Origin of the sequence: Ochrobactrum quorumnocens (assembly GCF_002278035.1) — a bacterium.
In the GTDB taxonomy this organism is placed as follows: domain Bacteria; phylum Pseudomonadota; class Alphaproteobacteria; order Rhizobiales; family Rhizobiaceae; genus Brucella; species Brucella quorumnocens.
On sequence record NZ_CP022605.1, the window covers coordinates 62,371 to 87,656 of the forward strand.

Genomic DNA, 25,286 nt, shown 5'->3' on the forward strand with positions numbered 1-25,286 from the left:
CAACAAGGAAGGCGCCCCCCATGAAAAAGGAGGCGCCTATCGTTGTTTTAATGACAGTGAAATTTGCGGCTCAAGCCGCAACTGGTGCGGTGATGTTTTGAACCCAGTTCCGATAAACTTCTTGGATGCCCTCATTCAAACGGATACGCGGTTTCCAGCCAAGTGCATGCATGAGCGAAGTGTCGAGGAGCTTGCGCGGAGTTCCGTCTGGTTTACTCAGATCATGTTCCAGTTTGCCTTCGAACCCGACTACGTTCGCGATCATCAGAGCAAGTTCCTTGATCGAAATTTCTTCTCCAGTACCGATATTTATAGGCTCGATGCTGTCGCTGAAACGCAACAGATGCACACAGGCATCAGCAAGATCATCCACGTGCAAGAACTCACGTAATGGCGTACCGCTTCCCCACAGCGTTATATGATCACTGCAATTGATTTTTGCTTCATGGATACGACGCATTAATGCCGGTAATACATGTGATGTATGAGGATCAAAGTTGTCGTTGGGTCCATAGAGGTTTGTCGGCATTGCCGTCATAAATTGGTTGCCGAATTGACGTGAACACGCCTGAGCGTACTTCAGCGCCGCGATTTTCGCGATTGCATAGGCTTCATTGGTTGGCTCTAAAGAGCCAGTCAGTAATGCTGGCTCATGCAAGGGCTGAGGAGCGTCGCGGGGATATATACAGCTCGACCCGAGCCAAAGCAGACGCTCTACATTTGATAGATTTGCCGCACGAATAACATTCATGCCAATAGCCAAATTGTCGTACAGAAAGTCTGCCGGGTATTGTGAGTTGGCTAGAATTCCACCAACGCGAGCAGCAGCTACGATAACGACATCGGGCTTATGATGAGCGATATATTGCTCTGTCTGACTTTGTCGCGTGAGATCAAGATCGCTATGGGCGATACTAATGACGTCACAATCCACAGATTGAAGCCTTCGCAGGATAGCTGATCCCACCATGCCGGTATGACCAGCAACGAACACCTTTTTTCCTGAAAGCGAATAGACAGGACGAAGCTTATCATCAGCCGTAGAAATCATTGCGTCCAGCCTCTCGCATAATATTGCGCATATCCCAGTCGACCATTTCGCTAACAAGACTTCCAAACCCCGTCGTATGTTCCCATCCAAGTCTGTTCTTTGCTTTGGATGCGTCGCCCAACAGGAAATCAACTTCATTGGGACGGAAATAGCGCGGGTCAATCTCGATGAGACATTTACCTGATCTTCGATCGACACCGATTTCTTTTATACCGTCACCGTCCCACTCGATCTGTTTGTCAACAGCGTTAAACGCCAGCTCAACAAATTCGCGCACGGTATGGGTTTCCCCTGTGGCAAGCACGTAGTCGTCCGCCACATCTTCTTGCAGAATTCGCCACATCCCCTCAACATAGTCACGCGCGTGGCCCCAGTCACGGCGAGCATTAAGATTACCCAGACGCAGCTTTTCCTGAAGTCCTCTTTCGATTGCTGCGACCGCGCGCGTGATCTTACGTGTCACGAAGGTTTCGCCACGCAGAGGACTTTCATGATTGAATAAAATGCCATTGGAGGCATGAAATCCATATGCCTGACGATAGTTGACGGTTGTCCAGTAGGCGAAAAGTTTTGCCGTTGCATATGGGCTTTGTGGGGCGAACGGCGTCTGCTCACTCTGCGCGTGGGGAGAGCTGTTTCCAAACAGTTCTGATGTTGAAGCCTGATAAAAGCGACATGATTTGCCAAGTCCAAGAATCCGTATGGATTCAAGCAACCTCAATGTGCCGAGCGCATCTGTATTCGCGGTATATTCAGGTGTTTCGAAGCTGACCTGAACGTGGCTTTGTGCACCGAGATTATAAATCTCGTCGGGGCGAACTTCCTGAATGACCCGGCAGAGATTGGTCGCGTCTGTTAGATCGCCAAAATGCAGGCGAAAGCGGATATCCTCTTCATGTGGGTCCTGATAAAGATGGTCGATGCGGGCGGTATTGAATGAAGAAGATCGTCGCTTAAGGCCGTGGACTCTATATCCTTTCTTGAGCAGTAGCTCACTTAAATAGGCGCCATCTTGTCCTGTTACGCCAATGATGAGAGCTGTCTTTTCCTGCAAGGTCTTCCCTCCGGCCAGAATTGAATACAGCCATGATAGCGATTTAGATACCCAACTAAACGACTTCAAAACGGTAATACAGACGCCAAGTATCCCTCTTTGGATGAACATCAATTCGCATTGAACATCCCCTCATTCTACCAAAGAGGTATGTCTCTCGCCCGCTGTCTGTGTTCCCTATGCCATTGGGCTCCTTGCGACATTGGATAGGGTGTTGCCATCCTGATCAAAACCCGATCGAGCTAAGGGAACTCCAAATCATGCGTGTTGTTCTAGCAAATAGGTATTTTTATCCCGATCAATCCGCCACGAGCCGGATGGTGACGAGCCTAGCTCATGAACTGGTGCGTGAAGGCGTTGAAACCATTGTAGTTGCCAGCCGCAACTATCATGAAAATGGCAACCCCACTTTGCCCGCTCGCGAAACGATAGAGGGTGTCGATGTACATAGGATATGGACGTCCGGTTTTGGTCGCAAGAGGCTTGCAGGTCGAGCAATTGACTACGCAACGTTTCACCTCTCGGCTGCAGCATGGTTTGCTGCAAACACTAGAAGGGATGATATTTGTGTGGTCTGCACGGATCCACCACTTCTTTCGGTTTCAACTGCGCTGCCTGTTCGATTCCGTCGAGCACACCTTGTAAACTGGGTCATGGATCTGTTCCCTGAAACAGCTATCGAGCTTGGCCTGATGAAACACCAAAATGTATCAGGGAGGCTCGCTGTCGCTTTACGCAACTGGTCGATGCGTCAATCGGCACTTACGATTTGCCCCATAGACAAAATGGCACGCTATTTGTCCGCAAAAGGCATACCTTCAGAAAATTTAGCAGTGGTTCATCACTGGGCAGATAAAAATGAGATTTTGCCCGTTAACCGTGAAGAGAATGCGCTGCGCGACTTGTGGGGTCTGGGCGAAAAATTTGTCATTGGCTATTCCGGTAATTTTGGTCGAGCGCATGAGTTCAGCACCGTGCTCGATGCTGCAGAGCAACTACAGACGAACTCGGATATCGTGTTTTTGATGATTGGAGAGGGGCAGCAACGTGCCTATGTCGAACAGGAAGTAAAGCGACGCAGGCTATCAAATGTGGTCATGAAGCCTTTCCAGCCCGTGGAGCAGCTTTCGGATAGTCTGGGTGCCGCCGATGTTCATCTGGTGTCACTTAAGCCTGAGCTTGAACACTGCATTGTGCCAAGCAAATTCTATGGTGTTCTTGCAGCTGCGCGTCCAACAATTTTCATTGGTGATCCTGACGGTGAGATAGCAAGTGTTGTGCGTGATTTTCACTGCGGCTTGTCTGTATGTCCGGGCGAGGTCGAGATGTTGATTAGTTCGATCCTGTTGTTGCGAAACTCGCAGCTTAACCGCAACACGATGGGTAACAACGCGCGTTATCTCATGGAAACCGCCTATTCACGCGAATTTGGTGCGGCCGTCTGGCAGTCAGCAATTGGCCGAATAGTGAGGAAAGGTCAGTTCTCAGCAATGCCGGTTATGGATCGGAAATTTCACGCGGAGAAAATGTGATGGAAGGCTCGTTTGTCGTAAGCCAATTGGGCGCACGAATGCATTATGCGGTGCCTCGTATATTTGCAAACCATCAGAGGCTGGCACACTTTTACACCGATATCTGCGCGTTGCAGGGATGGCCGAGGCTGCTCAGTCGGTTGCCTTCCACAATGTTGCCGACTGCTGTACGGCGACTGGTGGGACGCGCACCTCAGGGCATTCCTAAGGAAAGAATGACGACATTTCCAACCTTCGGCCTTCATTCCGCAATGCGAAGACTGGCTAACCAGACGGGGCCACAATCAACTGCTAACGCGATATGGGCAGGTGAGACCTTTGGTAAGCTGGTCGCAGCACAGGGATTTCATGGCGCAAGCGGGGTTTATGCGTTTAGCGGAGAAGCACTCGAACTGCTGAGCGCTGCAAGAAAACAGGGTCTTTGGACTGCAGTCGAACAAATGATCGCGCCGCGTAACATTGTCGATCAATTGGCCTGCGAGGAGGAAACTCTAAATCCAGGTTGGCAACTATCCACTACTGACGATGTGAATTCAGCAACGTTTGCGGCAAGGGAACATGCAGAATGGCAGATCGCAGATGCCGTGATATGCCCATCGAACTTTGTGGCAAAACACGTGATTGAAGCGGGCTGTGCGGCCAAAAAGGTGATCGTTGTGCCCTATGGTGTCGATGATCGTTTTTCTATCAGTCCAGGTTCGCGCAAAGCGGGACCATTGCGGGTTTTAACAGTTGGTGCCGTGGGGCTCAGAAAAGGCTCGCCTTATGTGGGTGAGGTGGCGCGAACGTTAAAAGGGCAGGTTCAGTTTCGTATGGTTGGTCCCATCGATATCCAGCCAAAAGTGCATGAGCAGCTTAAAAAGATTGTCGAGTTGACCGGACCGATACCGCGCAGCGAAATGCGTTCACAGTTTGAATGGGCAGATGTGTTTTATCTCCCTTCATTGTGCGAAGGATCGGCAACTGCATGTTACGAGGCACTTGCTGCGGGTCTCCCAGTTATCTGTACTGAAAATGCCGGGAGCGTAGTTCGCCATGGAATAGATGGATATATTATCCCGATCCGTGACGTCGATGTAACTGTCGAAATCCTTCGTCAGTTTTCGAGTAGTCCCGCAATGCTGTTCAGAATGAGCGAGAATGCTCGCGAAAGAGCAAGCGATTTTACCGTTGTGCGCTACGGCGAACGATTGGTCCAAGCTTTATCGCAACTCCCAATCGGTGAAGCTGCATGAAGATTGTCCACGTCATAGGGTCTTTCGATCCGGCTAAAGGTGGCCCACAGGCGGTTGTCGTTCGTCTTGCTGCTGCGCAAGCGTCGCTCGGGCATGATGTCACTATCGTCAGCTATAGTGATGATGAGATCAATTATCGCGCTGTTAAAGCCACGGCTGCGATCCCCGATTTCAGTAAGGTTCAGACTTTATTGCTCGCCATGCCCACTATACGCGAGAAATTTCTAGGTAGCCGCGCTACCAAAGCTATGTCTCCCCTTATACGCGCGGCAGATTTTGTACACATGCATGGTGTGTGGGAAACCAACTTGTTCAGAGCGGCAATGCTCTGTCGTCGCTATCATGTTGCTTATTGCATATGCTGTTGTGGCATGCTCGACATCTGGAGCATGCAACAAAAGGGATGGAAAAAGAAGCTCGCATTAAGGCTCGGCTTTCGGAAAATGCTTGATGGGGCTGCGTTCATCCAGGCGCTTAATCAAGATGAGGTTGAACTGATGCGGCCGTTGGGTTTGAAACCTCCATCCATTATTATTCCAAACGGAATATTTCTGAGTGAAGTTGAGGGAGGTGAGGGGATCAGAACTGGCTTGCCCGATCGTCCGTATGTGCTTTTCCTGTCTCGTCTACACTATAAAAAGGGCCTCGACATTCTGGCTGATGCCTTTCGGCAGATTGCGCCACTCTTTCCGGAAACCGACCTCCTGGTTGCAGGGCCCGACGGAGGCGCAGAAACAGATTTTTTGAAGATCATTCGTGAGGCGGGACTGAAAGATCGTGTCCACATGACGGGCGGACTATATGGCAATACCAAGATTGCAGCGTTGAAGAACGCTGCCTGCTTTTGTTTGCCTAGCCGTCAGGAGGGCTTTAGTGTTGCCATTACTGAGGCGCTTGCCTGTGGTGTTCCGGTTGTCATCACGGACGCCTGCCATTTTCCTGAAGTCGCTGAAGCGGAGGCAGGCGTCGTGTGTACCTTGTCTTCAGGGGCCGTCGCTTCTGGGCTCATTCGTCTTCTGGAAGACCCAAAGCGCGCCGTTCAAATGGGTATCGCCGGAAGCCGCTTGGTGCGTGAGAATTACACTTGGCCACGAATTGCGCTTCAGACCATCGATGCCTATCAGACATGGCAACTTCCCAAGACTGGGGTCGTTTCTGGTCAGGATAGACTGAGAACGGTTAACGCAATGTCAGAGTAATTTTAGAGTTCAAGACGATTTTCGTCTTGGACGTATAGGAGCTGCTGGGTTACCAGCATAAACCATCCATGCTTCCATATCCCGGAAACTGACTGCTCTTGCCCCCAATACGGCACCTTCCCCGACATTTACTCCCGGTCCGACAAAAGCTTCTGCAGCTATCCACGCACAAGGCCCGATTACAATGGGGGCCGCAGTGAGCGGGAAATCGTGTTGGTCGATATTATGGCCTGCGGTGCACAGATGGGCGCGTTGAGAGACGATGGCAAAAGGGGCCAGTGTCACTTGTGCAACATTATAGCAAAATACGTCGGGTCCAAGGGAAGAATGCGCATCCATGATGAGATTTCGCGGCCACCATATCCTTGCGCTACCGCGTACGATGGCGGTTTTGTGGATTTGAGCCCCAAATGCTCGTAATATCATCGCCCGCCAGCGCCACATGAAAGATGGTGTCCACGCTGCTAAAGAAAACCATGTCAGCTGCCAGAAGAGACGCAGAAGACGATGGTTTAAGGTGAAGGTTGCTCCGCCTTCCATTGGACGGGAAGCTTCCTTCCGCCCGTTTATGGAGATGTGAGAATCTGATCGCGATGCAATAGACATCATTCTCATCCTTTACATAAATTGTGGGACGCGTGGATCGTGTTGCAACGGGGTTGGCAGGCTTACAGATCGATTGCGTATGCGGCAAAGCGCTAGAACCGGTATTAAAAAAATCGCCATATGAATCCAAACTGGAATAACCCAGTCGGTCTGATGGGAAATTGCATGCATGGCAGGCACCACGGATAGCATATAGACCAGTTGCCCTAACATCTCTCCGGCCATCGCGGTTTCCCAGAGCCTGCGCATTATCCATGCAAGGAGCAGGAACTTGAAAGCTCCGAAGTACCAGAATGATGCAAACGCATCAACCAGTCCGGTTTCAGTTGTGCCTGTGAGTGGGTTATAGTCGCGGCTTGGTTTGGGCGTATCGAACTGAAGTGACTCCTTCAACTTCGAGCCGACGAGCTGTGCGGGGATGAAAGTGAAGATGACGCGGTTCCAGTGAAATTTGCCGTAATCGAACTCCAGGCGTCTATCAATTTCATCAATGCGCTGGACCGCATTGCGCATTTCGAGACCCCCGCGTTCCAGCGTTTCGTGAAAATTTTCCGCATAATCAATCTGCATAATATCGTCGAGAACGAAGCCTGATGCTGCGCGCGTAATTTGACGATAATCGCCCATGCTCGTCATCAGAAAGGTCCCTGCAAGAATACCAAGCGTCATGAGAATGCGTGGCACCACCAGGCGACGGTAAAACCAGAAAGCGAGCAATATCATAAGAAAAAGCTGAATTGCTTCAGCGCGCTTTCCAGTTACGAGAATACGATCGAAATAGAAAACCAGATCAAAGGCGATAATTGCCAATGCTGTCCATGAAGGTCGGCGCGCAAAGCACAAAAGAGCAATAGCGAGGCCATAAGGCATGAGTTGCGCAAAGAATAGATAGACAACGGGAATGCCTGTCATTTGCATTCCGATCGAAACATCACCGGGCAGACGGCTTAAGAGAAAATAGAAGACAGCACCAAAAGCGGATAAACCTGTTGCTGCCCAAATGAGGCGGTGTTCGCTAAAGCTCATGCTGAGAAAGCCGAAAGGTTTCTTGGTCATACGCCAACCAAGCGCCAGCATCGCGAGCGACAGAATTCCCATGAACATCGTTTTGGCGTACGCACCTGAGGGTAGAAACTGGTCATGCACCAACGCCGGCATCTGTGGCAGCAGGAAACCAAAAGTCATTACGCCTGCAAGAAACGGAAACTGATACATGCGTTCTGCTCGAAGGAGCAGTCCGCCTGCCAGAAAGCATCCTACAAGACCTACAAAAATCCAGGTGAGCGAAATATTCATGGGCTTTTACCATATGACGCGCAAACGCTGCCGAAGGAGGTTGTGGAACCGTCCCGAACCAGATCCCGCAGTAAAATGCGGCCAGATGCCAGATACCAGCCAAGTTTCACGTATTCTTTTGCCACAAGCTCCACATCAGCAGGGGTTGAGGGAAAGCCGGCCTCCCTTCCATCGCCCCCAATGGGCGAAGAACTGAAATGCATTTGTGGGCAGGCTGCACGAAAGCTCGCTATTGCGCGACGAGAATGATACCAGTTCGTAACAATCAGCGCTTTTCTTGCCTGAATTCCTCGCATAACGGGTGCAGAATAATAGGCATTTTGCCAGGTGCTGCCTGATTGGCATTCAACAAGGATAGCGGATGGTTTCACGCCGTCACGCACCATTATCTGCTTATTGAAAAGGCAATCGCCGTCACCAGTAATCAGAATGAGCGGCGAGCGGCCTTCTTTCCAGAGCCGTGCGGCTTGCGCTGCTCGTGGTGGCCCATCACCACCCGGCACAACAATCACATCAGCTTTACGGCCATCATCCTGCAAAGTCAGAACAGGTTCTGAATAAAATATCGCAGCGAGTCCGAAAAGAATGGCACAGGGCAGGAAGAGCAACAACATCATACCATATGCCGTTCTGGTTCTTTACTGTCCATACCCTGGCAAACCGATGAGTTGCTTAAATTGACGTTTTTATTGCATCGCTGTTCTTCCATTTTGATAACGATCATAAATTCATAAGCAGCGAGAAGTCGGCAATAAAGATAGCCGGGTTTTCCATCAAGGAAACCTCGACGCACCAGATACATATAAAGAAAGCGCAGAGATGGTCTGAATGGCATATGATAAGAGAGGGACTTCAGAGTTCGTCGCCGCCTCTCAGGAGCAGTGGATACTATGCCGCCCCAGTCGATCTTTCGCTCTAGCAAGCGGTGGGCAGAAAGATCAGCTTCGGCAGAAGAATAGCGATTGTGCTTGTCGTACCAAGCCTCAAGGCCTTTATTGAAACTGTAATGAATGAAATGCGACTGCAAAGCCCCCTCTGGACCACCGCTTGCACGTGAATGCACCGAGCGTTCAAATCGAACACGATCGGGGCGCACCAAACGGGTGATCCATGTGGGATAAAGGCTCGCATGCTTAATCCAACGGCCCATGAACATGTTCTTGTAGCGTGCTTTAAAGAACACTTCTGGCCGTGTTGGATCTGATGCAATTGCCAGCATTTCATCACGTAAATCAGCAGGCGTTATCTCGTCCGCATCTGGCGTGTAGACCCAATCGTGTTTAAATCTGATCTCAGTCAACCCATACATTCGCTGTCGATCTTCTGTATCATAGGAGCGCTGAAACACGCGTGCGCCTGCCGATTTTGCGAGTTCTACCGTGCGATCCTCACTGAATGAATCGAGTATGACGATATCATCACACCAATCCAGTGAGGCTAAACAGGCTGGCAGATTGATCTCTTCATTTAATGTCATGATAAGAACTGAAACGCTCATGAAGTTGCCCCTGGTAAAGTCACATTTGCCTTTGATGTTTGAGCTGGCTCTGCCGCTGCCACAATAGGGCGCAAGCCTCTGTTGGTACGGACTACGAATAGCGTATGTGCAATCACCGGGATGATGAGCGCTATCAGCATTGGCCAGGCGGGTATTTCCAGGCGTATAGCAATATAAGCTGTGGCTCCTGCCAGGAAATTGAGCGCCATCACAGCAACTGCAGTTTGACCCGACGATAATCCGGCGTCGATAAACAAATGATGCAAATGTTGCCGATCAGGAGAAAATGGACTTCTGCGCGATACTAGACGACGCACGATGAGACTGAGCGTGTCGATCACTGGCACGACTACCACCCACAACACGATCGGAAAGGCGACTTCAGTATGGGCGTCAGCGAGAATTAAAATTATTCCGGCAAGTGTCGCGCCGAGAAAAGTGCTGCCGCCATCGCCGAGAAAGAGGCTGGCTTTTGCGCGCCAGCGATGCCGCATGTTGAAGACGAGAAAGCCGCTGCATCCAGCTGCCAAAGCAAGTGTTTGTACACCGATGCGATTTTCGTCTACCCAGAAGCATATAGCCGCCAACCAGAAAAAGGCCGCAGCACTCGCTGAACCTGCAAGGCCATCAACACCATCACTCATATTGATGGCATTCACGAGGCCCACCACAAACGCGAGCACGATTAACAGGAAAAGAGGTCCAGCAAGAACGTCCCCTGGGATTTCGGTTGCCGGGAGGAGTATACTTTGTGTTGCACCTCCAGCAAGGCCTAGATGGATCTGTGTTATTCCAGAAATTCCGATAATCAGGAATGCCGCAACGATTTGAATTGCAAGGCGTGGCGCGACAGGAAGATTGAATCTGTCATCGAGAACGCCGGTTGCAAGGACCAGAAATATGCCTGGTAGCAAAGCTACCGCACTAGCCGAGCCCCCCAAGGAAGGTGTCAGAAAAACGGTCACCAAGAATGACAGAAAAACTGCAATCCCGCCGCATAGGGGTACATTTCCATCGTGTCTCTTTCGAGCATCGGGGATGTCGATTAGATACCACTCGCGTGCAAGCCCGCGAAACCCTAAACAGAATGCAACTGATAAGGTGAAAGCAAGAAGCGTGATGCAGAAAAGACTGATCATGTCTCCTCCCAAGCGCGGGTAAAAATTAAGACTGAGTAGATTTTTACCGGCTCATGTTCGCACCGACGACTTGGCTATAGAGCGTGCAGCATACTCCTTTCTGGTCAGGGCCTAACACCAACGGTGACGTTTCCCACGGGCTCCAAACGGTTATCCTTATATGTGAGAACAAAGAATGGCCCATTGCCGTTCTGGTAAGGCCGTCCGGGGGGATAAAGTATCTTGAACAAACATCAGCAGCTTAAAACGCAGTCCCGAGCTTGCTTTAAGGCCGAGCTATCTAAGAGGAGCAGCAGATGAGCGGTGGCCGACGAAGCATTCTCATGGCCGCACTTGAGCAATATGCTGGCCTGTTGTTCAATTTCCTGACCGTCATCACAGTCTCTCGCTTTCTAGGACCTGCAGAAACGGGTGCGGGTGTTGTTGGGCTGAGTATTGGCGCAATTGTCTTCTCTTTGCGAGAATTTGCCAGCCCCGAATTTCTGATCCGGATTGAGAAAGTTCAAGACCACGACATCAGGACTTCGATGACTTTCCTCATGGTTGTAACGCTGTTCCTATCAGCAGGGCTTTATCTCGCACGTGAGTATTTTGCAGCATCCTATCACGATCCATCACTTTTGATGTTCCTCGATATAACCATCATCGCAGCAATCGTTGAAAGCCTTTCATTGCCGGTGGTAGCGCTATTGCGACGTGAAATGGCATTCGGCATCCTTGCGCGAATTCGTACTGCTGGATCTGGTTTCGGGGCTGCTGTAACGATTGCAATGGCGACATCTGGTTTTGGGCACATGTGTTTTGCTTTCGGTTTGCTCGCCAGCGCCTTGATGACAACAGGTTTGGCGATGGCCGTCTATCCGCTTGGACGTCTGCTACGGCCTTCTTTTGCCAGCATTGATGTGGCCTGGAGATTTGGCATTTATCTCGGCGGCAATGCGGGTCTGAACAAGATATGTGAAACTTTTCCTCAACTGATGCTGGGTCGCTTCATGCCAATAGCATCCGTTGGGATATATAATCGGGCTAACACCGTAAGTGGACTGCCCGATCGCGTTTTTCTTTCTGCGGTATTTACCGTGGCATTCCCTATGCTCTCGGCTCATGTTCGTGCAGGAGGTGATATCAGTCGCGCCTACGTGCGGGCTTTATCCTATATTTCGGTGGTCTATTGGCCTGCACAAGCCTTACTGGCACTTTTGGCCTATCCCGCCGTCCAGATAATTCTGGGACCGGGATGGTCAGAAGCAGCGCTTATTGTTGCGATCTCAAGTCTCGCAAGTCTGTTCTGGTTTCCGGTTATTCTGACCTATCCGCTTCTTATGGCGCTCGGTGCAAACCGGGAGGCTTTTGTTTCCAACTTCATTTCAAGATCGGTTGCCACGATTATCTTATGTCTTGCCGCATTTCACGGATTGCTGGCTGTGGCGTTGAGCCAGTTCATTAGCCTTCCATTTCAAATGTTTGTCGCCATCGTTTATGTGCGCAAGCACGTGAATTTTTCCTATCGGGTGTTGGCCAAAGAACTTATGAAAAGTGCGCTTGTCACGATACTTGCGCTTGCAGGCCCGCTTATGGTGGTGGCCGCGGATGGATTTAATCTTGATATGCACTGGACGAGGGCAGTTATTATCGGATTAGTGGGGATCGCAGGCTGGCTCTTGGCGGTGTTTGTCACCCGCCACCCTTTCACCGATGAACTCATTCCAATTTTCAAATGGCTTTTTGGAAAGTTCATAAGCCGTTTCGGTTGGTCGCGATTGCGGCGATCAAATCTGTCTGAACCAGCGGAATGAGGCCTGTTATGCAGCCCCGCAGCACCAATTACCCAACTGTCGACGTTGTGATACCTAACTATAATTATGGCCATTACCTGCTTGAATGCGCAGATAGCGTGCTATCTCAAACAGGTGTCGAGGTCCGTTTATTCATTATTGATAACGCATCCAAAGACAATAGCGCCGCTATAGCGCGCGATCTTGCAGCGCACGATAAACGTGTCGAATTGTTGCTGAGATCAAAAAATGCAGGACCGCACGCCTCCTTTAATGAAGGAGTCGACTGGGCATGCTCTGAATATTTTCTTATACTGTGCACCGATGATTTGCTTGCCCATGGAGCCCTGTCCCGAGCTGTCCATGTGCTCGAACAATGTCCCGATGTTCATCTGGCTTTCGGGGCGACCCAAAAAATCTCAAAAGATGAGAAAAGGCCCCAAAAACCCACGATTGTTGGTGGCGGGCAATGGAACATCAGCTCTGGCTCCGATTTCATTGGGCTTGCATGCAAACATGCTTTTAATCCTGTCGCGGGCCCGACGGCGGTGGTGCGCACGGTTGTGCAAAAACAAGTTGGATATTACCGTCAAACACTCTCGCATACCGATGATCTTGAGATGTGGTTACGTCTGGCATTGTTCGGGAATGTTGCCTCGACCGACAGTATACAAGCTTATGCGCGTGTTCATTCGGACAACCAGTCTGCAACAGTTACGGGGATCATGCACTGGAATCGAGAGTTTGAAGCAGGGTTCTGTTCGTTCTTTGAAAATGAGGGACGAGTCATGCCGCAAGCCAAACATTATCTCGAGATGGCGCGTGATTGCCTCACTAAACGAGCATATTGGTCGGCATGGTCAAATCTCGTCAGGCGTGAAAAGGGATCTGCATCCTTGATGGCCTTTGCGCTCAAAAGGCATCCGCTGATGGCTTTGATGCCACCTTTCGGTTATTTGTTTCAGCGCCGCCAACGACATTCAAACTAGGGGCGTGCAATACCGTGTTATCTGCTTTTTTGGAGAAGATTGACGCGTAATACTTCTTCTTGCTCAGCAAGTCTCTTGCGATAGAGCTTGACGCCATCTTCGACAGTTTTCACGAGTTCTTCTCTGCGAGAAAACATATTGTCGATCTGAGCGAGCAGTGTTTTCGGATCAAAGCTCTCAATGTGATGGCAAAATTCACTCAGACCGGTGTCATTTAAAAGCGCGTCGTTCTTCCGTGCATAACCAATCGAAATTGCGGGTCTGCCCATAGAAAGAGAGCAAACGATGTTATGATATCGGCTGGCAACCACTATATCGGTTTTTGCAATTTGCTGCATGAGATCGTTAAGAGAAGCAACAGGCTCGAAAATAACATTTCCTAAATTGGATGCGCTAATGCGCCGTTGTAGATCATCTACTGCCTCAAGGTCACCCTTGTCACCGATAAGCAGGCGTACCTGCCGTCCGTCCTGTAGAAGTTCGTCAATCAACTCGGTCATCTTATCGAGATAATTATCGTAAATCGCAGCACCATCTGCGGCCTGCTTTTTCCAACCTTTATATGTCATAATACCCAGACCCACTCGCTGATCGCCGGTGTTACGCAATTCGTCTTCTGCCGTGGGTAGCGCAAATGCGATGTCAGCACTGACAATGTCGTTTGCAACATCCATATTTAAAGACTTCATGAAATCATAAGAAACCTGATCGCGGTAGGAACGGTACGCGGCCATCATCGAAGCTTTGCGGACGAAAAAGCGACTCAAAGGATGCGTGACAGGACCTGCACCAATTGAAATGAAGGCAAAGCGCGCTCCTGCCAATCTCGCTGCCACAGACCAACGTAGAACTGCGAATGGCCACCCAAACGGATCTTCGTTGAAGTCATCAAGAATGCCGGTGCCAGGAACAATGATGAGATCAATGCCTTGAGCGAGCGACACTGCCCCCAAGAAGCCGGTAACACGGCGCGGAAACTCTAAGAGAACTTTGTTGATCAGCCTTATGATTGCATTTTCCGACGCAGGCTGCCCAACAGGAACCGCATCTATTCGGAATTTCTCGACGATGATTTCGGGTCTGGAGCATATACAGATGAGCTGAGCACTTGGGCACGTGCGTTTCAATAGTTGCAGCATTGCTTCAAGCGATCCGTCATTGCCGGTATTGCCAGAACCGAACTGACCGAAAAGACCTATTCTCATACAAGTGTCTCCAGCTGCATTCACAAGCTAAGCCGGTATGAGTTTTTATGAAAACTGGCAGAAGGGTGAACACCATCCTCTAATGTATGAAGGCATATACCCCTCATAGACAAAATGCGCTGCCGCGCAATTTCGTTACACTGGCGAGCGGTATATCAAACGCCCCCCGATATACCGGAGTAAGGCTTCGAGGGATTTTTCCCTCGAAGTCTTGGTCTCTGGGCAGCAGGGTTTCGATCATGAAATGTGCTTACTTCGTCCGTCCACATATTGGTGGAACCTACTCTGTGTTTACGCGCCTGAGTTCGTCGCTTCGACGGTACGGTATTGAATTGCGTTGGTTAGCTGCGGGAGCCGCAGGAGAAACGATCAGTTTTCCATCTGCAGGTCAGGGATTAGGCGATGCGTTACGAAAAGGTGATGCAATTGATCAGATGGGCGTGCTGGACGAGGAAACACGCGCCAGAAGGATGGTCACGTTTCTGCGCGAGAAAAAATTCGAGGCCGTGTTCGTAAACGTTCTGTCGAGCCGCTTCGAAACCAACTTGGTGCGATATCTACCAGATGACATTTTACGCATTATGATCGTGCACAATATCACGCCGGGTACTTATGCAGCGGCTCGCGCGATACGCGATCACGTTCATGCGACAGTGGGCGTATCCAAACGCTGTCGGGACGATCTGGTGAACCATTATGGCTTCGATGCCGCGCGAACACTGGTTATCCCGCATGGCTTGAACAAGAATATTTGTACACCGCAAACAGTATCGCAGCGGGATGAAAATGCACCTTTACGCCTGCTTTATCTCGGCCGCATCGAGGACAATTCAAAAGGCGTGTTCTGGCTGCCCAATATTTTGCGCGAACTAAAATGTGATTATCATCTAACCGTAGCAGGTGACGGCCCAGATTTGGCTCAATTGCGTCATCGACTTGAGAGTTTTCGCGAGAGGATAAGTTTCACGAGCTGGGTTGCGCCATCAGATGTTCCCTGGCTTGTCAGTCAGCACGACGTTATGGTTATGCCATCCCGGTTTGAAGGATTTGGTCTTACGCTCATTGAAGCGATGAGCCAGGGGTGTCCTGCGGTTGTTTCTAGGATCGCGGGTGTAACTGACACGATTGTCACTAACGGTGAAGATGGCCTTTTGTTTCCGGTTGGAGATTTCCGACAGGCAGCCCTCCACATAGATTTTCTAGCAGATAATAAGCATTTGAGAGATGAGATGGCTCAGGCCGCTATCCTTAAAGTAGCTGTCGCTTTCAATAATGATCAGGTGGGTCAGACCTATGCGGGGCTTCTCGAAAACCTCATGCAGAGCCGACCGGCAATTGCACCACCTTTAGCCTTGTCGCAGTGGAATATGCCAACGGCGTTGCATTCAAGTCTGCGAAGCCGGTTGCCTAAACCCGTCAAGAACTGGCTGCGACAGATGCGAGAACGCCTGAACACAGCTTGGTCCACAGTGTGATCGTCAAAACTGGTAAATAACAAAGGGACAAGGTCATGAACCTTTTCACATCCCGGTTTCGCAATTCGCAATTGCTCAGAAGCAAGGCACACGCTCTCATACCGGGTGGATGTCATACATATGCCAAAGGCGACGATCAATATCCGGTTCTGGCACCGGGTTTCATACAGCGTGGTTCAGGCTCGCACGTGTTTGATGTCGATGGAAACCAATATATTGAATACGGAATGGGCAATCGTTCCGTGGGGCTCGGACATGCCTATCCGCCAGTGCTGCACGCAGTCCGGGATGCGTTGCAGGATGGCTGCAACTTTACCAGGCCGAGCGCGATAGAAATTGAATGCGCTGAGAGCTTTCTTGAATTAATCGAGGGAGCTGAGATGGTAAAATTCTGCAAGGATGGGTCGGACGCTACCTCAGCGGCCGTGCGTCTGGCGCGTGCCTATACCGGCCGCGATATGGTCGCGTGTTGTGCCGACCACCCATTTTTCTCGACTGACGACTGGTTCATTGGGACGACGAAAATGAATGCGGGTATTCCTGCATCAGTGTCCGCTTTGACAGCTACCTTTCGTTATAATGATATTGCCAGCGTAAAGGCTTTGTTCGAAAATTATCCGGGCATGATTTCAGCGCTCATTCTTGAACCAGCGCGGATGGATGAACCCCAAGATAGTTTCTTGCACGAAGCAAAACGAATTGCCCATGAAAACGGTGCCCTATTTATCCTCGATGAGATGATAACGGGCTTTCGTTGGCATATGCGCGGGGCGCAAAAGCTTTATGACATAGAGCCTGATCTCTCGTGCTTTGGCAAAGCCTTGGGAAATGGATTTGCAATCTCGGCACTCGCAGGAAAAGCCGAGTATATGCAGCTTGGTGGGCTTACACAAACCGACTTTGCCCGCGTATTTTTGCTGTCGACCACCCACGGCGCTGAAACTCACTCCATGGCAGCTGCAATTGCCACCATGAAGGTCTATCGTGACGAGCCGGTGATTGAGCGGCTTTACGAGCAGGGTCGGAGGCTTGCAGAAGGGGTTAATACAGCAATTGCAGCGTATGGATTAGAAAAGAATGTTCGGTTGGTTGGACGCCCTTGCTGTCTGGCTTACGCAACTCTCGATGAGAATGGACAGCCATCTCAGGCGCTGCGGACACTTCTTCTTCAAGAGACGATCAGGCGAGGTGTACTCATGCCGTCACTCGTTGTAAGCTACACGCATAGTGACACGGATATTGCACGTACCGTCGACGCAATTGATGGAGCACTTGGTGTCTATGTCAGGGCACTTAATGACGGTGTCGATAATTATCTTACTGGGCGCCCGTCAGAGGTGGTATATCGCCGATTTAATGATGCGCCATCATATCCGCCTGCTAAGCGATGAGAATTTCACGATTAGGTTTCATTTTGTGCTTTTCGCTGCTTCTGACAGGAGTGGCTCAAGCCGAGAATGTTTTCCCTGTCAGAGTAAGTCAGGATCATCGCACTTTTGAAGACGCTCAAGGCAAGCCGTTTTTGTTGCATGGCGACACGGCCTGGTCGTTGATCGCGGAACTGAAGCGAAACGATGTCGAAACTTATCTGGCTGATCGCCGCGAACGCGGTTTTAATGCCATTCTGGTCAATCTGATCGAACGTCAGTTTTCAAGCAATCCGCCAAGAAATGCGTATGGCGAGTTGCCTTTCGCAAACGAGGCCTTTGGTGCGCTTAATCCGAAATATTTCGATCATGCTGCATGGATAATTGGACGGGCGCAGAAGCTTGGGCTGGTGGTCTTTCTCGCGCCTGCCTATCTCGGCGTAAATGGTGGCGATCAGGGCTGGTTCGCTGAAGCACAGGCCGCAGGCCCTGAGAAAATGAAAGCTTACGGCAAAGCCATCGCGCAAAAGTTCTCAAAATTCCCCAACATCGTTTGGGCGTTGGGCGGTGATTTTGATGCGCCGGATCGAGAACTCGTGTCAAAGCTTGCAGAAGGAATTGCAGCGATTTCTCCTCATGCACTGCAAACCGTTCATTCGGGACGCGATACAAAGACTGCCAAGCTATGGGCAGATCAGCACTGGTTGGCGATCGATACGGTCTATACATATAACAATATTCACAAAACGACCCTCGACCGCAGCAAATCAAGCAGGATGCCGGTAATCCTACTCGAAGGGGCCTATGAGTATGAGCGTGAGACGACCGCACGCATGATACGCCGCAATGCTTATGGCGCGCTTTTAGGTGGTGCGGCTGGGCAATTCTTTGGCAACAATCCCATCTGGCATTTTACTGGCCCCGGCGTCTTCACCTCGGATCAGAAATGGCAAGAGGCGCTGGCCAGTCCCGGTGCGCGATCAATGTCAGTCATGAAAGCGATTTTTGATAAGATACCGTGGTCACAATTGAAGCCAGATCGCGATAATGAGATTTCCGGCGTTGATGAAAGCTATGCAGCAGCTTTGCCAGATCGCAGTCTGATCGTTATCTATGGCGATGCTGACGGTTTCAAAGTGAAGCGAAATGCTATTTCCAATGGTCAAGAAGCCATATGGGGCGATCCAAGTTCGGTCAAATTTTTGCCGTCAAAAAGCCCGAAAATCGACGGTGAATTTGGCATTTATCCGGCACCCGAAGACCGCAAGAACGTAAATAACAGCGACTGGATTCTGGTAATCGGTAGTCCTGAACAATTGCAGCTCATCCAAAAGAGGTAGTCTCCACGACCTTTCGCGTCTGATTTCAACGCTTGTCCGAAGTAAACATGCCTTCGGTTAACTCGTCGCTTCAAGTCAGGCCCGCTACCTTAGTTCCACGTTTTTAGTTGAGGAACCGGACATGAAGGTACTTGTTACAGGACATCAGGGCTATATTGGATCGGTGATGGTGCCGACATTGATTAATGCGGGACATGATGTCTCGGGCTATGACATCGGTCTGTATCAGCACTGTCTTTTCGAAGAGGGAGGATCGGTCTTCAATGTCCCGACAATCCGCAAGGATGTGCGTGATGTGTCGCCACGAGATCTGGAAGGCTTCGACGCTGTTATTCATCTAGCAGCGCTGTCTAACGATCCGCTGGGCAATCTCAACGAAGACCTCACTTATGAGATCAATCATCATGCCAGTGTGGCTATGGCAAAAGCAGCGAAATCAGCCGGTGTTGGCAGGTTCTTGTTTGCATCATCCTGCAGCAATTACGGCATCAGTGATGCTGATTTGATTGATGAAACCGGAGAACTTAAGCCCGTCACTGCTTATGGCCGTTCCAAAGTGAGAGCGGAACAGGAAATACGAGCCTTGGCAGATACCAGTTTTTGTCCGGTCTATCTTCGACCGGCGACGGCTTACGGCGTTTCCCCATTTCTGCGGTTCGACATAGTGCTCAACAATCTGGTTGCCTGGGCAGTCACAAAGGGGCTTATTTATCTCAAATCAGACGGTACACCCTGGCGACCGATAGTTCACATCCGAGATATCTCGCGTGCGTTTAATGCAGCAATGGAAGCACCGCGAGAGAAGGTATTTAATGAATCCTTCAATGTGGGCTCGACCGAACATAATTATCGCATTCGCGATATCGCCAGCATTGTTGCAGACAATGTCCCTGATTGCCGGATAGAATACGCAGATGACGCAGGCCCTGATACGCGTTCTTATCGGGTTAGTTTTGAGAAACTGGCGCGCGTTCTGCCAGCGGCTAAGCCGCAATGGGATGCGGTCGCTGGTGCTCAGGAGCTTCTAGCGGCTTATAGCCGGTCTTCATTGACGCTAGAGGAATTTGAAGGTCCGCGGTTCCAGCGTATAGCTCATATTCGAAAGCTGATTGCTCAAGGTGTGCTCGATGCCAATCTGCGTAGAGTAGATGAACATCTACAACCGCTTCGGGTAACTGCATAATGGATACCAGAGTAGGAAGCCCGCAGATTGAATGCTCAGAAATACATTCTTCATGTGGAATGAGCATCTACGAGCTCGCTTCGCGGCTCTTCCCAATTTGCCGTAGTCTCACCGGTGACGGTGTGCGCGAAACGCTCTCCATTATCAGTGAACATTTGCCTTTGAAAATTCATACAATTCCTACCGGTACTCAGCTTTTTGATTGGCAGGCTCCGCAGGAGTGGCTGATCCGTGACGCTTACATTATGGATTCTGCGGGTCGCCGCATTGTTGATTTTGCGGAACATAATCTGCACGTGGTCAATTTCAGCGTGCCAGTGTGCACCAAACTTACATTAGATGAGTTGAAAGGACATATCCACACGCTGCCTGACCAGCCCGATCTTATCCCCTATCGCACGTGCTATCATACGGAAGCTTGGGGTTTTTGCATGACACATAATGCGCTTATGCGGATGGAAGACCAGCTTTACGAGGTAGTGATTAATGCCGAGCGGCGGGAGGGCTCACTCATTTTTGGCGAATTCATCCATAAAGGCGAAACTGATGAAACCTTCCTACTTTCCACACATCTTTGCCATCCTTCACTTGCCAACGACAACTGCTCAGGAATAGCGCTGCAAACGCGTCTGGGTGAAGTATTGAAGTCGCGAAAGACACATTTCACATACCGACTTTTATTCGGCCCTTCGACTTTTGGGGCTCTCGCCTGGCTTAAACAGAACGAAGAGAATTTGAAACTTGTGAAGCATGGCCTTGTGTTGTCGTGCGTTGGTGATAGCGGTGGGCCCAACTATAAGCGCAGCCGCCGTGGCAATTCGGAAATCGATCGCATTATGTCCCAAATTTTGGGCGGGTCTGATCTTCCAGAAGCAAAAGTGCATGATTTTTGGCCATATGGATATGACGAGCGGCAATTCTGCTCTCCGGGTTTCAATCTGCCGGTTGGTTTGTTTCAACGCAGTCTCTATGGGGAGTTTGCTGAGTATCATACCTCCGCCGACAATCTCGATTTCATCAAACCCAACTATCTGGAACAATCTTACAATCTTATTATCCAAGCGATTGAGATCGCAGAGCGTAATTGGACGCCACTCAATATGTCGCCAAAGGGCGAGCCACAACTTGGTCGTCGGGGCCTTTACGGTGGCACCGGAGGGGATCGGAATGCGGCTAAGAATGCGATGGCTATGTTATGGGTGCTCAATCTGGCCGACGGTGATCATTCGATCCTCGACATGGCCGAGCGTGCCGAGCTGCCGTTCGGACAGTTAGCAGATGCCGCAGACCGGCTTCGTGATGCCGGTTTATTGACGGTGCTTTAATTTCTCAGTGGTTGAACGAATTTCTGCGGTGACTAGAGGAGAGGCCAACTTCTGTCTTTTTCCGACATAACGGTTGGCTTATCGGGCCATGGAACCCCAAGAGCTGGGTCGTCGTATCGTAGTCCTGTTGAAAAATCAGGCGCATAAGGGCGAGAGATCATGTAGCGCAGCAGCACATCGTCTGTGAGCGTCTGAAAACCATGCGCACAGCCTTCAGGAATGTAGAGCTGCACACCATTTTCCGACGATAATTCCAATCCCGTCCAACGTCGATAGGTGGGCGAATTCGGTCGTAGATCGACGAGGACGTCCCAAATCACACCTTGTAAGCATGTAACAAGTTTGGTTTCGGAGTGTGGTTCATTTTGATAATGAAGCCCGCGCAGAGTTCCTTTTTCGCGAGAGAAAGACAGGCTGTGTTGTGGGAAATTCGTTTCCATTTTCCGTTCGGCAAATGCACTCTCGCAATAGACACGTGCGAACCAGCCTCGCTCATCTTTGTGCTTGTCTGGTTCAACGGACCAGGCGCCGTCTATATTAAGCGGGGTAAATCGCATTATGTGCCTCGGATCACTCTGCACGCCCATTCTGACAGTTCCATGGTTGGGGAATAGTGTCGTTTTCGGGTCATCGAACTGACCCTAAGATTAAGGTATAGCCACCTAAAAGGCGTAGTGATGTACCCCAACATCGACATAGGGTGGAGTTAGGGGGATTGCCCGGGATCAATCGACGGATGACGGGGGCGCCCGATCGTATGTACTGCTCGCTCCTCATTACAGTCTCGGAAAAGCATAGCAAACTTAGTAATTTTGATCGTCCGGCATCGAACGGAATTCAAACCCACATACCCATAAGGGACCGGGCAGGGCGAGGTATATCGTATGACCATCCAAACGCCGGGCATATCGCGGAGTGCAGGCATGGCTCGAGAGCAGGCAGGTTGCCGCTTGTGCGGGACGCTTCTTAAACATACATTTGTGGATCTTGGAATGTCTCCGCCGTGCGAGAGTTTTCTCACTGCGGAACAACTTGATCACATGGAGCCGTATTATCCGTTATATGCTTTTGTGTGCGACCATTGCTATCTGGTTCAGCTAAAAGAATATTTCAGTCCTGCCGATATTTTTACAGAATACGCATACTTCTCTTCCTATGCTACAAGCTGGGTCGAACACGCTCGGGTTTATTGTGACGAAATTACCGAAAAACTGAGCCTCAAGAGTGACAGTTTTGTTGTTGAGATCGCAAGCAACGACGGCTATTTACTTCAGCATTTTCTGCCCAAGGGTATTCCAATCCTGGGAATTGAACCCGCTGCCAACGTGGCAAAGGCCGCGATTTCCAAGGGTGTGCCTACCCGTATAGACTTTTTTGGTTCAACCCTTGCGGCGCAGATGGTCGGCGAAGGCGGGAAGGCTGATCTCATTATTGGAAATAATGTCCTGGCACAGGTTCCGGACCTTAATGATTTTGTTCGCGGTATGCAGATTCTGCTAAAACCCGAAGGGGTTATTACTCTTGAGTTTCCGCATCTGGCTAATTTGATTGAGCAAAATCAGTTCGATACGATCTATCATGAGCACTTCTCATATTTTTCACTTCTTACTATCCGCTACATGGCCAATCGTCACCACCTCAAAGTGATTGACGTTGAAGAGTTGCCGACACACGGCGGTTCACTCCGTGTTTATCTCGCTCACAATGCCAGTAGACGAAAAGCAGGGCCACGCGTTGCAGCACTTTTAAAACGTGAACAGACGTTCGGTCTTAACGAAATTGCTGCATATGAACAGTTTTCTGAAAAGACACGTCGCACGAAGCGTGATCTGCTGTCATTTCTGATAGCTGCAAAAAATGCGGGTAAGCGCATTTGCGGTTACGGGGCACCCGGAAAAGGCAACACGCTCCTAAATTACTGCGGAATTGGAACCGACTTTCTCGATTTCACTGTTGACCGTAATCCTTACAAACACGGGCGTTTTACTCCCGGAATGCATATTCCTATCTATGATACCTCGATGATTGATAGCTATAAGCCCGACTATATTCTGATCCTGCCCTGGAACTTCAAGGATGAGATTATTCGTCAGATGCAGCACGTCGTTGAATGGGGCGGAAAGTTTATCATACCAATCCCGCATGTCACACTGATCGATCCGGCATTACTCACAGAGGAGCGCTAGTTATGAAAGTGGTTCTTTTCTGCGGTGGTCTTGGCACCCGTATAAGGGAATATTCAGAGAATGTCCCCAAGCCGATGATCCCGCTTGGTCATCAGCCGATCCTCCACCACGTAATGGAGTATTATTCTGACTACGGTCACAACGACTTCGTATTGTGCCTCGGATATAAGGCAAATGTTGTCAAAGACTTTTTCCTCAGTATACGACCTCAAACCTTTGCGGATTGTGTAGTTTCTGATGGCGGACGCAATGTACGTTTGCTCGAAGAGGTTGATCGTGACTGGAGTGTAACCCTGCTTGATACTGGTATCTGGCGAAACATCGGTGAAAGATTGTGGAGTGCGCGTGCTCACGTCGAGGACGAGGATATGTTTCTCGCAAATTACAGTGATGGCCTCAGTGACGTCGACCTTGACGATATGACGGATCGTTTTCGAAAGAGTGGTAAATTGGCCTGCTTTCTGGCCGTTCGCCCGCCGTTGACATATCATCTTGCTGATATAGCAGAGGGTGGTGACGTGCGCGCATTCAGAACGTCTAACACCTCCGATATCTGGATAAACGGCGGCTATTTTCTGTTTCGCAAAGAGATCTTCGATTATATGCGCGAAGGCGAGGAACTCGTGTTGGAACCGTTCAGCCGCCTGATCGCCGACAATCAGCTTATGGCCTATAAATACGAGGGTTTCTGGCGTTCCATGGATACGCTACGAGATTGGCAGACTCTCGAAGACATGGTCGAAAAAGGGGATATGCCCTGGAAAAAGCATAAGACAGAGATTAGTGCAGCTAACATTGCGATCGCACTATGATCGATCTGTGTTCACTAACACAGCTTGGCAGACCGCTCAGACTGTTTTGTCTGGGCGCACATTCAGACGATATCGAGATTGGATGCGGCGGAACCCTTCTAAGTCTGATCGAAATGGGGATCCCTCTAGAGGTGGATTGGTGCGTTTTGTCTGGTGGAAAAGAGCGGCACGCAGAAGCAGAAACTTCTGCGTGTGATTTTCTTGCCGGAACGCAAAATAACAGAATTCATTTGAGGGACTTTGAGGACAGCTATTTTCCTACTCAGAGCAGGGCTATCAAAGAATGGTTGATGGGGCTACGCAGCACCAGCGAGCCGGATATCGTGTTTACACATAGTCGTGGGGATGCCCATCAAGATCACCGAACCGTGCACGAGATCACATGGAATATCTTCCGCGACCAGCTAATTCTGGAATATGAAATTCCCAAGTGGGACGGCGATTTGGGGCGCCCGAACGCTTACGTCGCTTTGTCGGCTGCGGTTATGGAGAAGAAAATTGATCTGCTGATAAAAAACTTCGGCACTCAGCGATCCAAAGACTGGTTTGATCGAGAAACGTTTCGTGGAATTGCGCGTTTGCGCGGTATGGAATGCCGCGCACCGGAAACATATGCAGAAGCATTCTACTCCTCTAAAATGAGAATACTCTAAACCCAATTGAGATTAAGCTAAGCCTCTTGCCGTTTTGCAATCTGGAAGATTAGAATTTAACCGGCCGGCTGACGTTTGTTCACCAGAACCTCAGGCCGTTTTAATCTGCAGAAATCTAAGGCAAGTCTTGTCCGTCATGCAGGGTGGTGCTGAGCTTGAAACCAATAATCAGTTCTGGTCTGGCGGCAAAGGACCGGGCGTCTGTTAACGAACATAGACGAACGGCTAAAGACGCTCTTTGCATTGCTCTTAACTGTGGTCTTCAGAGAGTAACGTTTGCTGCGCCAAAAGGTTTGTGCTGCCTCTGACCCGAGTGCTTCCGGACGTTTGCAGGTTGTGGTCATTTCAACGAAGTGTTTTTGCTCA

The 25,286-nt window shown here is 50.0% G+C and carries 22 protein-coding genes; 13 read left to right on the forward strand and 9 right to left on the reverse strand.

The features are described from left to right. Window positions 1-70 precede the first annotated feature (70 nt). Window positions 71-1,051, reverse strand: coding sequence for a GDP-L-fucose synthase family protein (locus CES85_RS22350; RefSeq protein WP_095448062.1), 981 nt, complete (start codon window positions 1,049-1,051; stop codon window positions 71-73). Next, entirely contained in the window at window positions 1,035-2,105 is a 1,071-nt protein-coding gene (gene gmd / locus CES85_RS22355) for a GDP-mannose 4,6-dehydratase (protein ID WP_095448063.1), read from the reverse strand. The genes CES85_RS22350 and gmd overlap by 17 nt, the downstream gene beginning before the upstream one ends. A 260-nt stretch (window positions 2,106-2,365) precedes the next feature. Here gmd and CES85_RS22360 point away from each other — a divergent pair, with 260 nt between their 5' ends. The 3 genes from CES85_RS22360 to CES85_RS22370 are packed head-to-tail and all read left to right on the forward strand — an operon-like array spanning window position 2,366 to window position 6,071. Then, the gene (locus CES85_RS22360) at window positions 2,366-3,637 is read left to right on the forward strand and encodes a glycosyltransferase family 4 protein (RefSeq protein WP_095448064.1); all 1,272 of its coding nucleotides are present in this window, start codon (window positions 2,366-2,368) and stop codon (window positions 3,635-3,637) included. Then, window positions 3,637-4,872: a glycosyltransferase family 4 protein gene (locus CES85_RS22365; RefSeq protein WP_095448065.1), complete on the forward strand. Its 1,236-nt coding sequence runs from the start codon at window positions 3,637-3,639 to the stop codon at window positions 4,870-4,872. Before CES85_RS22360 ends, CES85_RS22365 begins: the two co-directional genes overlap by 1 nt. Then, window positions 4,869-6,071 (forward strand): glycosyltransferase, encoded by a 1,203-nt coding sequence (locus CES85_RS22370; protein ID WP_095448066.1) that lies wholly within the window; start codon window positions 4,869-4,871, stop codon window positions 6,069-6,071. Before CES85_RS22365 ends, CES85_RS22370 begins: the two co-directional genes overlap by 4 nt. Before the next feature lie 9 nt (window positions 6,072-6,080). On the opposite strand, the gene CES85_RS22375 is transcribed toward CES85_RS22370, so the two are convergent. The 5 genes from CES85_RS22375 to CES85_RS22395 are packed head-to-tail and all read right to left on the reverse strand — an operon-like array spanning window position 6,081 to window position 10,610. Further along, window positions 6,081-6,677 carry an LbetaH domain-containing protein gene (locus CES85_RS22375; protein WP_095448067.1) on the reverse strand — a complete coding sequence of 199 codons (597 nt, stop codon included), beginning with the start codon at window positions 6,675-6,677 and terminating at the stop codon, window positions 6,081-6,083. 12 nt (window positions 6,678-6,689) lie between these two features. Beyond that, window positions 6,690-7,973, reverse strand: a complete 1,284-nt coding sequence (locus CES85_RS22380; RefSeq protein ID WP_095448068.1) for a hypothetical protein — start codon at window positions 7,971-7,973, stop codon at window positions 6,690-6,692. Further along, the gene (locus CES85_RS22385; RefSeq protein ID WP_434063370.1) at window positions 7,970-8,587 is read right to left on the reverse strand and encodes a YdcF family protein; all 618 of its coding nucleotides are present in this window, start codon (window positions 8,585-8,587) and stop codon (window positions 7,970-7,972) included. The genes CES85_RS22380 and CES85_RS22385 overlap by 4 nt, the downstream gene beginning before the upstream one ends. Next, complete coding sequence (locus CES85_RS22390) at window positions 8,587-9,471, reverse strand: glycosyltransferase family 2 protein (protein ID WP_095448070.1); 885 nt, start codon at window positions 9,469-9,471, stop codon at window positions 8,587-8,589. The genes CES85_RS22385 and CES85_RS22390 overlap by 1 nt, the downstream gene beginning before the upstream one ends. Then, window positions 9,468-10,610, reverse strand: coding sequence for an MraY family glycosyltransferase (locus CES85_RS22395; protein WP_095448071.1), 1,143 nt, complete (start codon window positions 10,608-10,610; stop codon window positions 9,468-9,470). The genes CES85_RS22390 and CES85_RS22395 overlap by 4 nt, the downstream gene beginning before the upstream one ends. Before the next feature lie 296 nt (window positions 10,611-10,906). Between CES85_RS22395 and CES85_RS22400 the strand changes: the two genes are divergently transcribed. Beyond that, on the forward strand, window positions 10,907-12,406 hold the full coding sequence (locus CES85_RS22400; protein ID WP_095448072.1) for an oligosaccharide flippase family protein: 1,500 nt from the start codon (window positions 10,907-10,909) through the stop codon (window positions 12,404-12,406). An 8-nt stretch (window positions 12,407-12,414) separates the two neighbouring features. After that, window positions 12,415-13,374 (forward strand): glycosyltransferase family A protein, encoded by a 960-nt coding sequence (locus tag CES85_RS22405; RefSeq protein ID WP_095448073.1) that lies wholly within the window; start codon window positions 12,415-12,417, stop codon window positions 13,372-13,374. Between the two features lie 17 nt (window positions 13,375-13,391). On the opposite strand, the gene CES85_RS22410 is transcribed toward CES85_RS22405, so the two are convergent. After that, window positions 13,392-14,579 carry a polysaccharide pyruvyl transferase family protein gene (locus tag CES85_RS22410; protein WP_095448074.1) on the reverse strand — a complete coding sequence of 396 codons (1,188 nt, stop codon included), beginning with the start codon at window positions 14,577-14,579 and terminating at the stop codon, window positions 13,392-13,394. Between the two features lie 239 nt (window positions 14,580-14,818). Between CES85_RS22410 and CES85_RS22415 the strand changes: the two genes are divergently transcribed. The 5 genes from CES85_RS22415 (at window position 14,819) to CES85_RS22435 (ending at window position 21,269) form a co-directional block, all read left to right on the forward strand. After that, window positions 14,819-16,054 (forward strand): glycosyltransferase family 4 protein, encoded by a 1,236-nt coding sequence (locus tag CES85_RS22415; RefSeq protein WP_095448075.1) that lies wholly within the window; start codon window positions 14,819-14,821, stop codon window positions 16,052-16,054. A gap of 35 nt (window positions 16,055-16,089) precedes the next feature. Next, window positions 16,090-17,445 carry a glutamate-1-semialdehyde 2,1-aminomutase gene (locus CES85_RS22420; protein WP_095448076.1) on the forward strand — a complete coding sequence of 452 codons (1,356 nt, stop codon included), beginning with the start codon at window positions 16,090-16,092 and terminating at the stop codon, window positions 17,443-17,445. Beyond that, entirely contained in the window at window positions 17,442-18,761 is a 1,320-nt protein-coding gene (locus tag CES85_RS22425; RefSeq protein WP_095448077.1) for a glycoside hydrolase family 140 protein, read from the forward strand. The genes CES85_RS22420 and CES85_RS22425 overlap by 4 nt, the downstream gene beginning before the upstream one ends. Before the next feature lie 121 nt (window positions 18,762-18,882). Continuing rightward, window positions 18,883-19,944: an NAD-dependent epimerase/dehydratase family protein gene (locus CES85_RS22430; RefSeq protein ID WP_095448078.1), complete on the forward strand. Its 1,062-nt coding sequence runs from the start codon at window positions 18,883-18,885 to the stop codon at window positions 19,942-19,944. Beyond that, window positions 19,944-21,269: a DUF4910 domain-containing protein gene (locus CES85_RS22435; protein ID WP_095448079.1), complete on the forward strand. Its 1,326-nt coding sequence runs from the start codon at window positions 19,944-19,946 to the stop codon at window positions 21,267-21,269. The genes CES85_RS22430 and CES85_RS22435 overlap by 1 nt, the downstream gene beginning before the upstream one ends. Before the next feature lie 32 nt (window positions 21,270-21,301). Here CES85_RS22435 and rfbC read toward each other — a convergent pair whose 3' ends face one another. Further along, window positions 21,302-21,826, reverse strand: a complete 525-nt coding sequence (gene rfbC / locus CES85_RS22440; protein WP_095448814.1) for a dTDP-4-dehydrorhamnose 3,5-epimerase — start codon at window positions 21,824-21,826, stop codon at window positions 21,302-21,304. Window positions 21,827-22,153: 327 nt separating this feature from the next. Here rfbC and CES85_RS22445 point away from each other — a divergent pair, with 327 nt between their 5' ends. The 3 genes from CES85_RS22445 to CES85_RS22455 are packed head-to-tail and all read left to right on the forward strand — an operon-like array spanning window position 22,154 to window position 24,920. Beyond that, on the forward strand, window positions 22,154-23,455 hold the full coding sequence (locus CES85_RS22445; RefSeq protein ID WP_095448080.1) for a class I SAM-dependent methyltransferase: 1,302 nt from the start codon (window positions 22,154-22,156) through the stop codon (window positions 23,453-23,455). Between the two features lie 2 nt (window positions 23,456-23,457). Then, window positions 23,458-24,267 (forward strand): sugar phosphate nucleotidyltransferase, encoded by an 810-nt coding sequence (locus tag CES85_RS22450; protein ID WP_095448081.1) that lies wholly within the window; start codon window positions 23,458-23,460, stop codon window positions 24,265-24,267. Next, window positions 24,264-24,920: a PIG-L deacetylase family protein gene (locus CES85_RS22455; RefSeq protein ID WP_095448082.1), complete on the forward strand. Its 657-nt coding sequence runs from the start codon at window positions 24,264-24,266 to the stop codon at window positions 24,918-24,920. Before CES85_RS22450 ends, CES85_RS22455 begins: the two co-directional genes overlap by 4 nt. The last annotated feature ends 366 nt before the right edge of the window (window positions 24,921-25,286 follow it).

Excerpts from the sequence above, each read along its gene's own strand:
- CES85_RS22350 (WP_095448062.1), bottom strand. The coding sequence starts at position 1,051 with ATGATTTCTACGGCTGATGATAAGCTTCGTCCTGTCTATTCGCTTTCA.
- CES85_RS22360 (WP_095448064.1), top strand. The coding sequence starts at position 2,366 with ATGCGTGTTGTTCTAGCAAATAGGTATTTTTATCCCGATCAATCCGCC.
- CES85_RS22365 (WP_095448065.1), top strand. The coding sequence starts at position 3,637 with ATGGAAGGCTCGTTTGTCGTAAGCCAATTGGGCGCACGAATGCATTAT.
- CES85_RS22370 (WP_095448066.1), top strand. The coding sequence starts at position 4,869 with ATGAAGATTGTCCACGTCATAGGGTCTTTCGATCCGGCTAAAGGTGGC.
- CES85_RS22375 (WP_095448067.1), bottom strand. The coding sequence starts at position 6,677 with ATGTCTATTGCATCGCGATCAGATTCTCACATCTCCATAAACGGGCGG.
- CES85_RS22380 (WP_095448068.1), bottom strand. The coding sequence starts at position 7,973 with ATGAATATTTCGCTCACCTGGATTTTTGTAGGTCTTGTAGGATGCTTT.
- CES85_RS22385 (WP_434063370.1), bottom strand. The coding sequence starts at position 8,587 with ATGTTGTTGCTCTTCCTGCCCTGTGCCATTCTTTTCGGACTCGCTGCG.
- CES85_RS22390 (WP_095448070.1), bottom strand. The coding sequence starts at position 9,471 with ATGAGCGTTTCAGTTCTTATCATGACATTAAATGAAGAGATCAATCTG.
- CES85_RS22395 (WP_095448071.1), bottom strand. The coding sequence starts at position 10,610 with ATGATCAGTCTTTTCTGCATCACGCTTCTTGCTTTCACCTTATCAGTT.
- CES85_RS22400 (WP_095448072.1), top strand. The coding sequence starts at position 10,907 with ATGAGCGGTGGCCGACGAAGCATTCTCATGGCCGCACTTGAGCAATAT.
- CES85_RS22405 (WP_095448073.1), top strand. The coding sequence starts at position 12,415 with ATGCAGCCCCGCAGCACCAATTACCCAACTGTCGACGTTGTGATACCT.
- CES85_RS22410 (WP_095448074.1), bottom strand. The coding sequence starts at position 14,579 with ATGAGAATAGGTCTTTTCGGTCAGTTCGGTTCTGGCAATACCGGCAAT.
- CES85_RS22415 (WP_095448075.1), top strand. The coding sequence starts at position 14,819 with ATGAAATGTGCTTACTTCGTCCGTCCACATATTGGTGGAACCTACTCT.
- CES85_RS22420 (WP_095448076.1), top strand. The coding sequence starts at position 16,090 with ATGAACCTTTTCACATCCCGGTTTCGCAATTCGCAATTGCTCAGAAGC.
- CES85_RS22425 (WP_095448077.1), top strand. The coding sequence starts at position 17,442 with ATGAGAATTTCACGATTAGGTTTCATTTTGTGCTTTTCGCTGCTTCTG.
- CES85_RS22430 (WP_095448078.1), top strand. The coding sequence starts at position 18,883 with ATGAAGGTACTTGTTACAGGACATCAGGGCTATATTGGATCGGTGATG.
- CES85_RS22435 (WP_095448079.1), top strand. The coding sequence starts at position 19,944 with ATGGATACCAGAGTAGGAAGCCCGCAGATTGAATGCTCAGAAATACAT.
- rfbC (WP_095448814.1), bottom strand. The coding sequence starts at position 21,826 with ATGCGATTTACCCCGCTTAATATAGACGGCGCCTGGTCCGTTGAACCA.
- CES85_RS22445 (WP_095448080.1), top strand. The coding sequence starts at position 22,154 with ATGACCATCCAAACGCCGGGCATATCGCGGAGTGCAGGCATGGCTCGA.
- CES85_RS22450 (WP_095448081.1), top strand. The coding sequence starts at position 23,458 with ATGAAAGTGGTTCTTTTCTGCGGTGGTCTTGGCACCCGTATAAGGGAA.
- CES85_RS22455 (WP_095448082.1), top strand. The coding sequence starts at position 24,264 with ATGATCGATCTGTGTTCACTAACACAGCTTGGCAGACCGCTCAGACTG.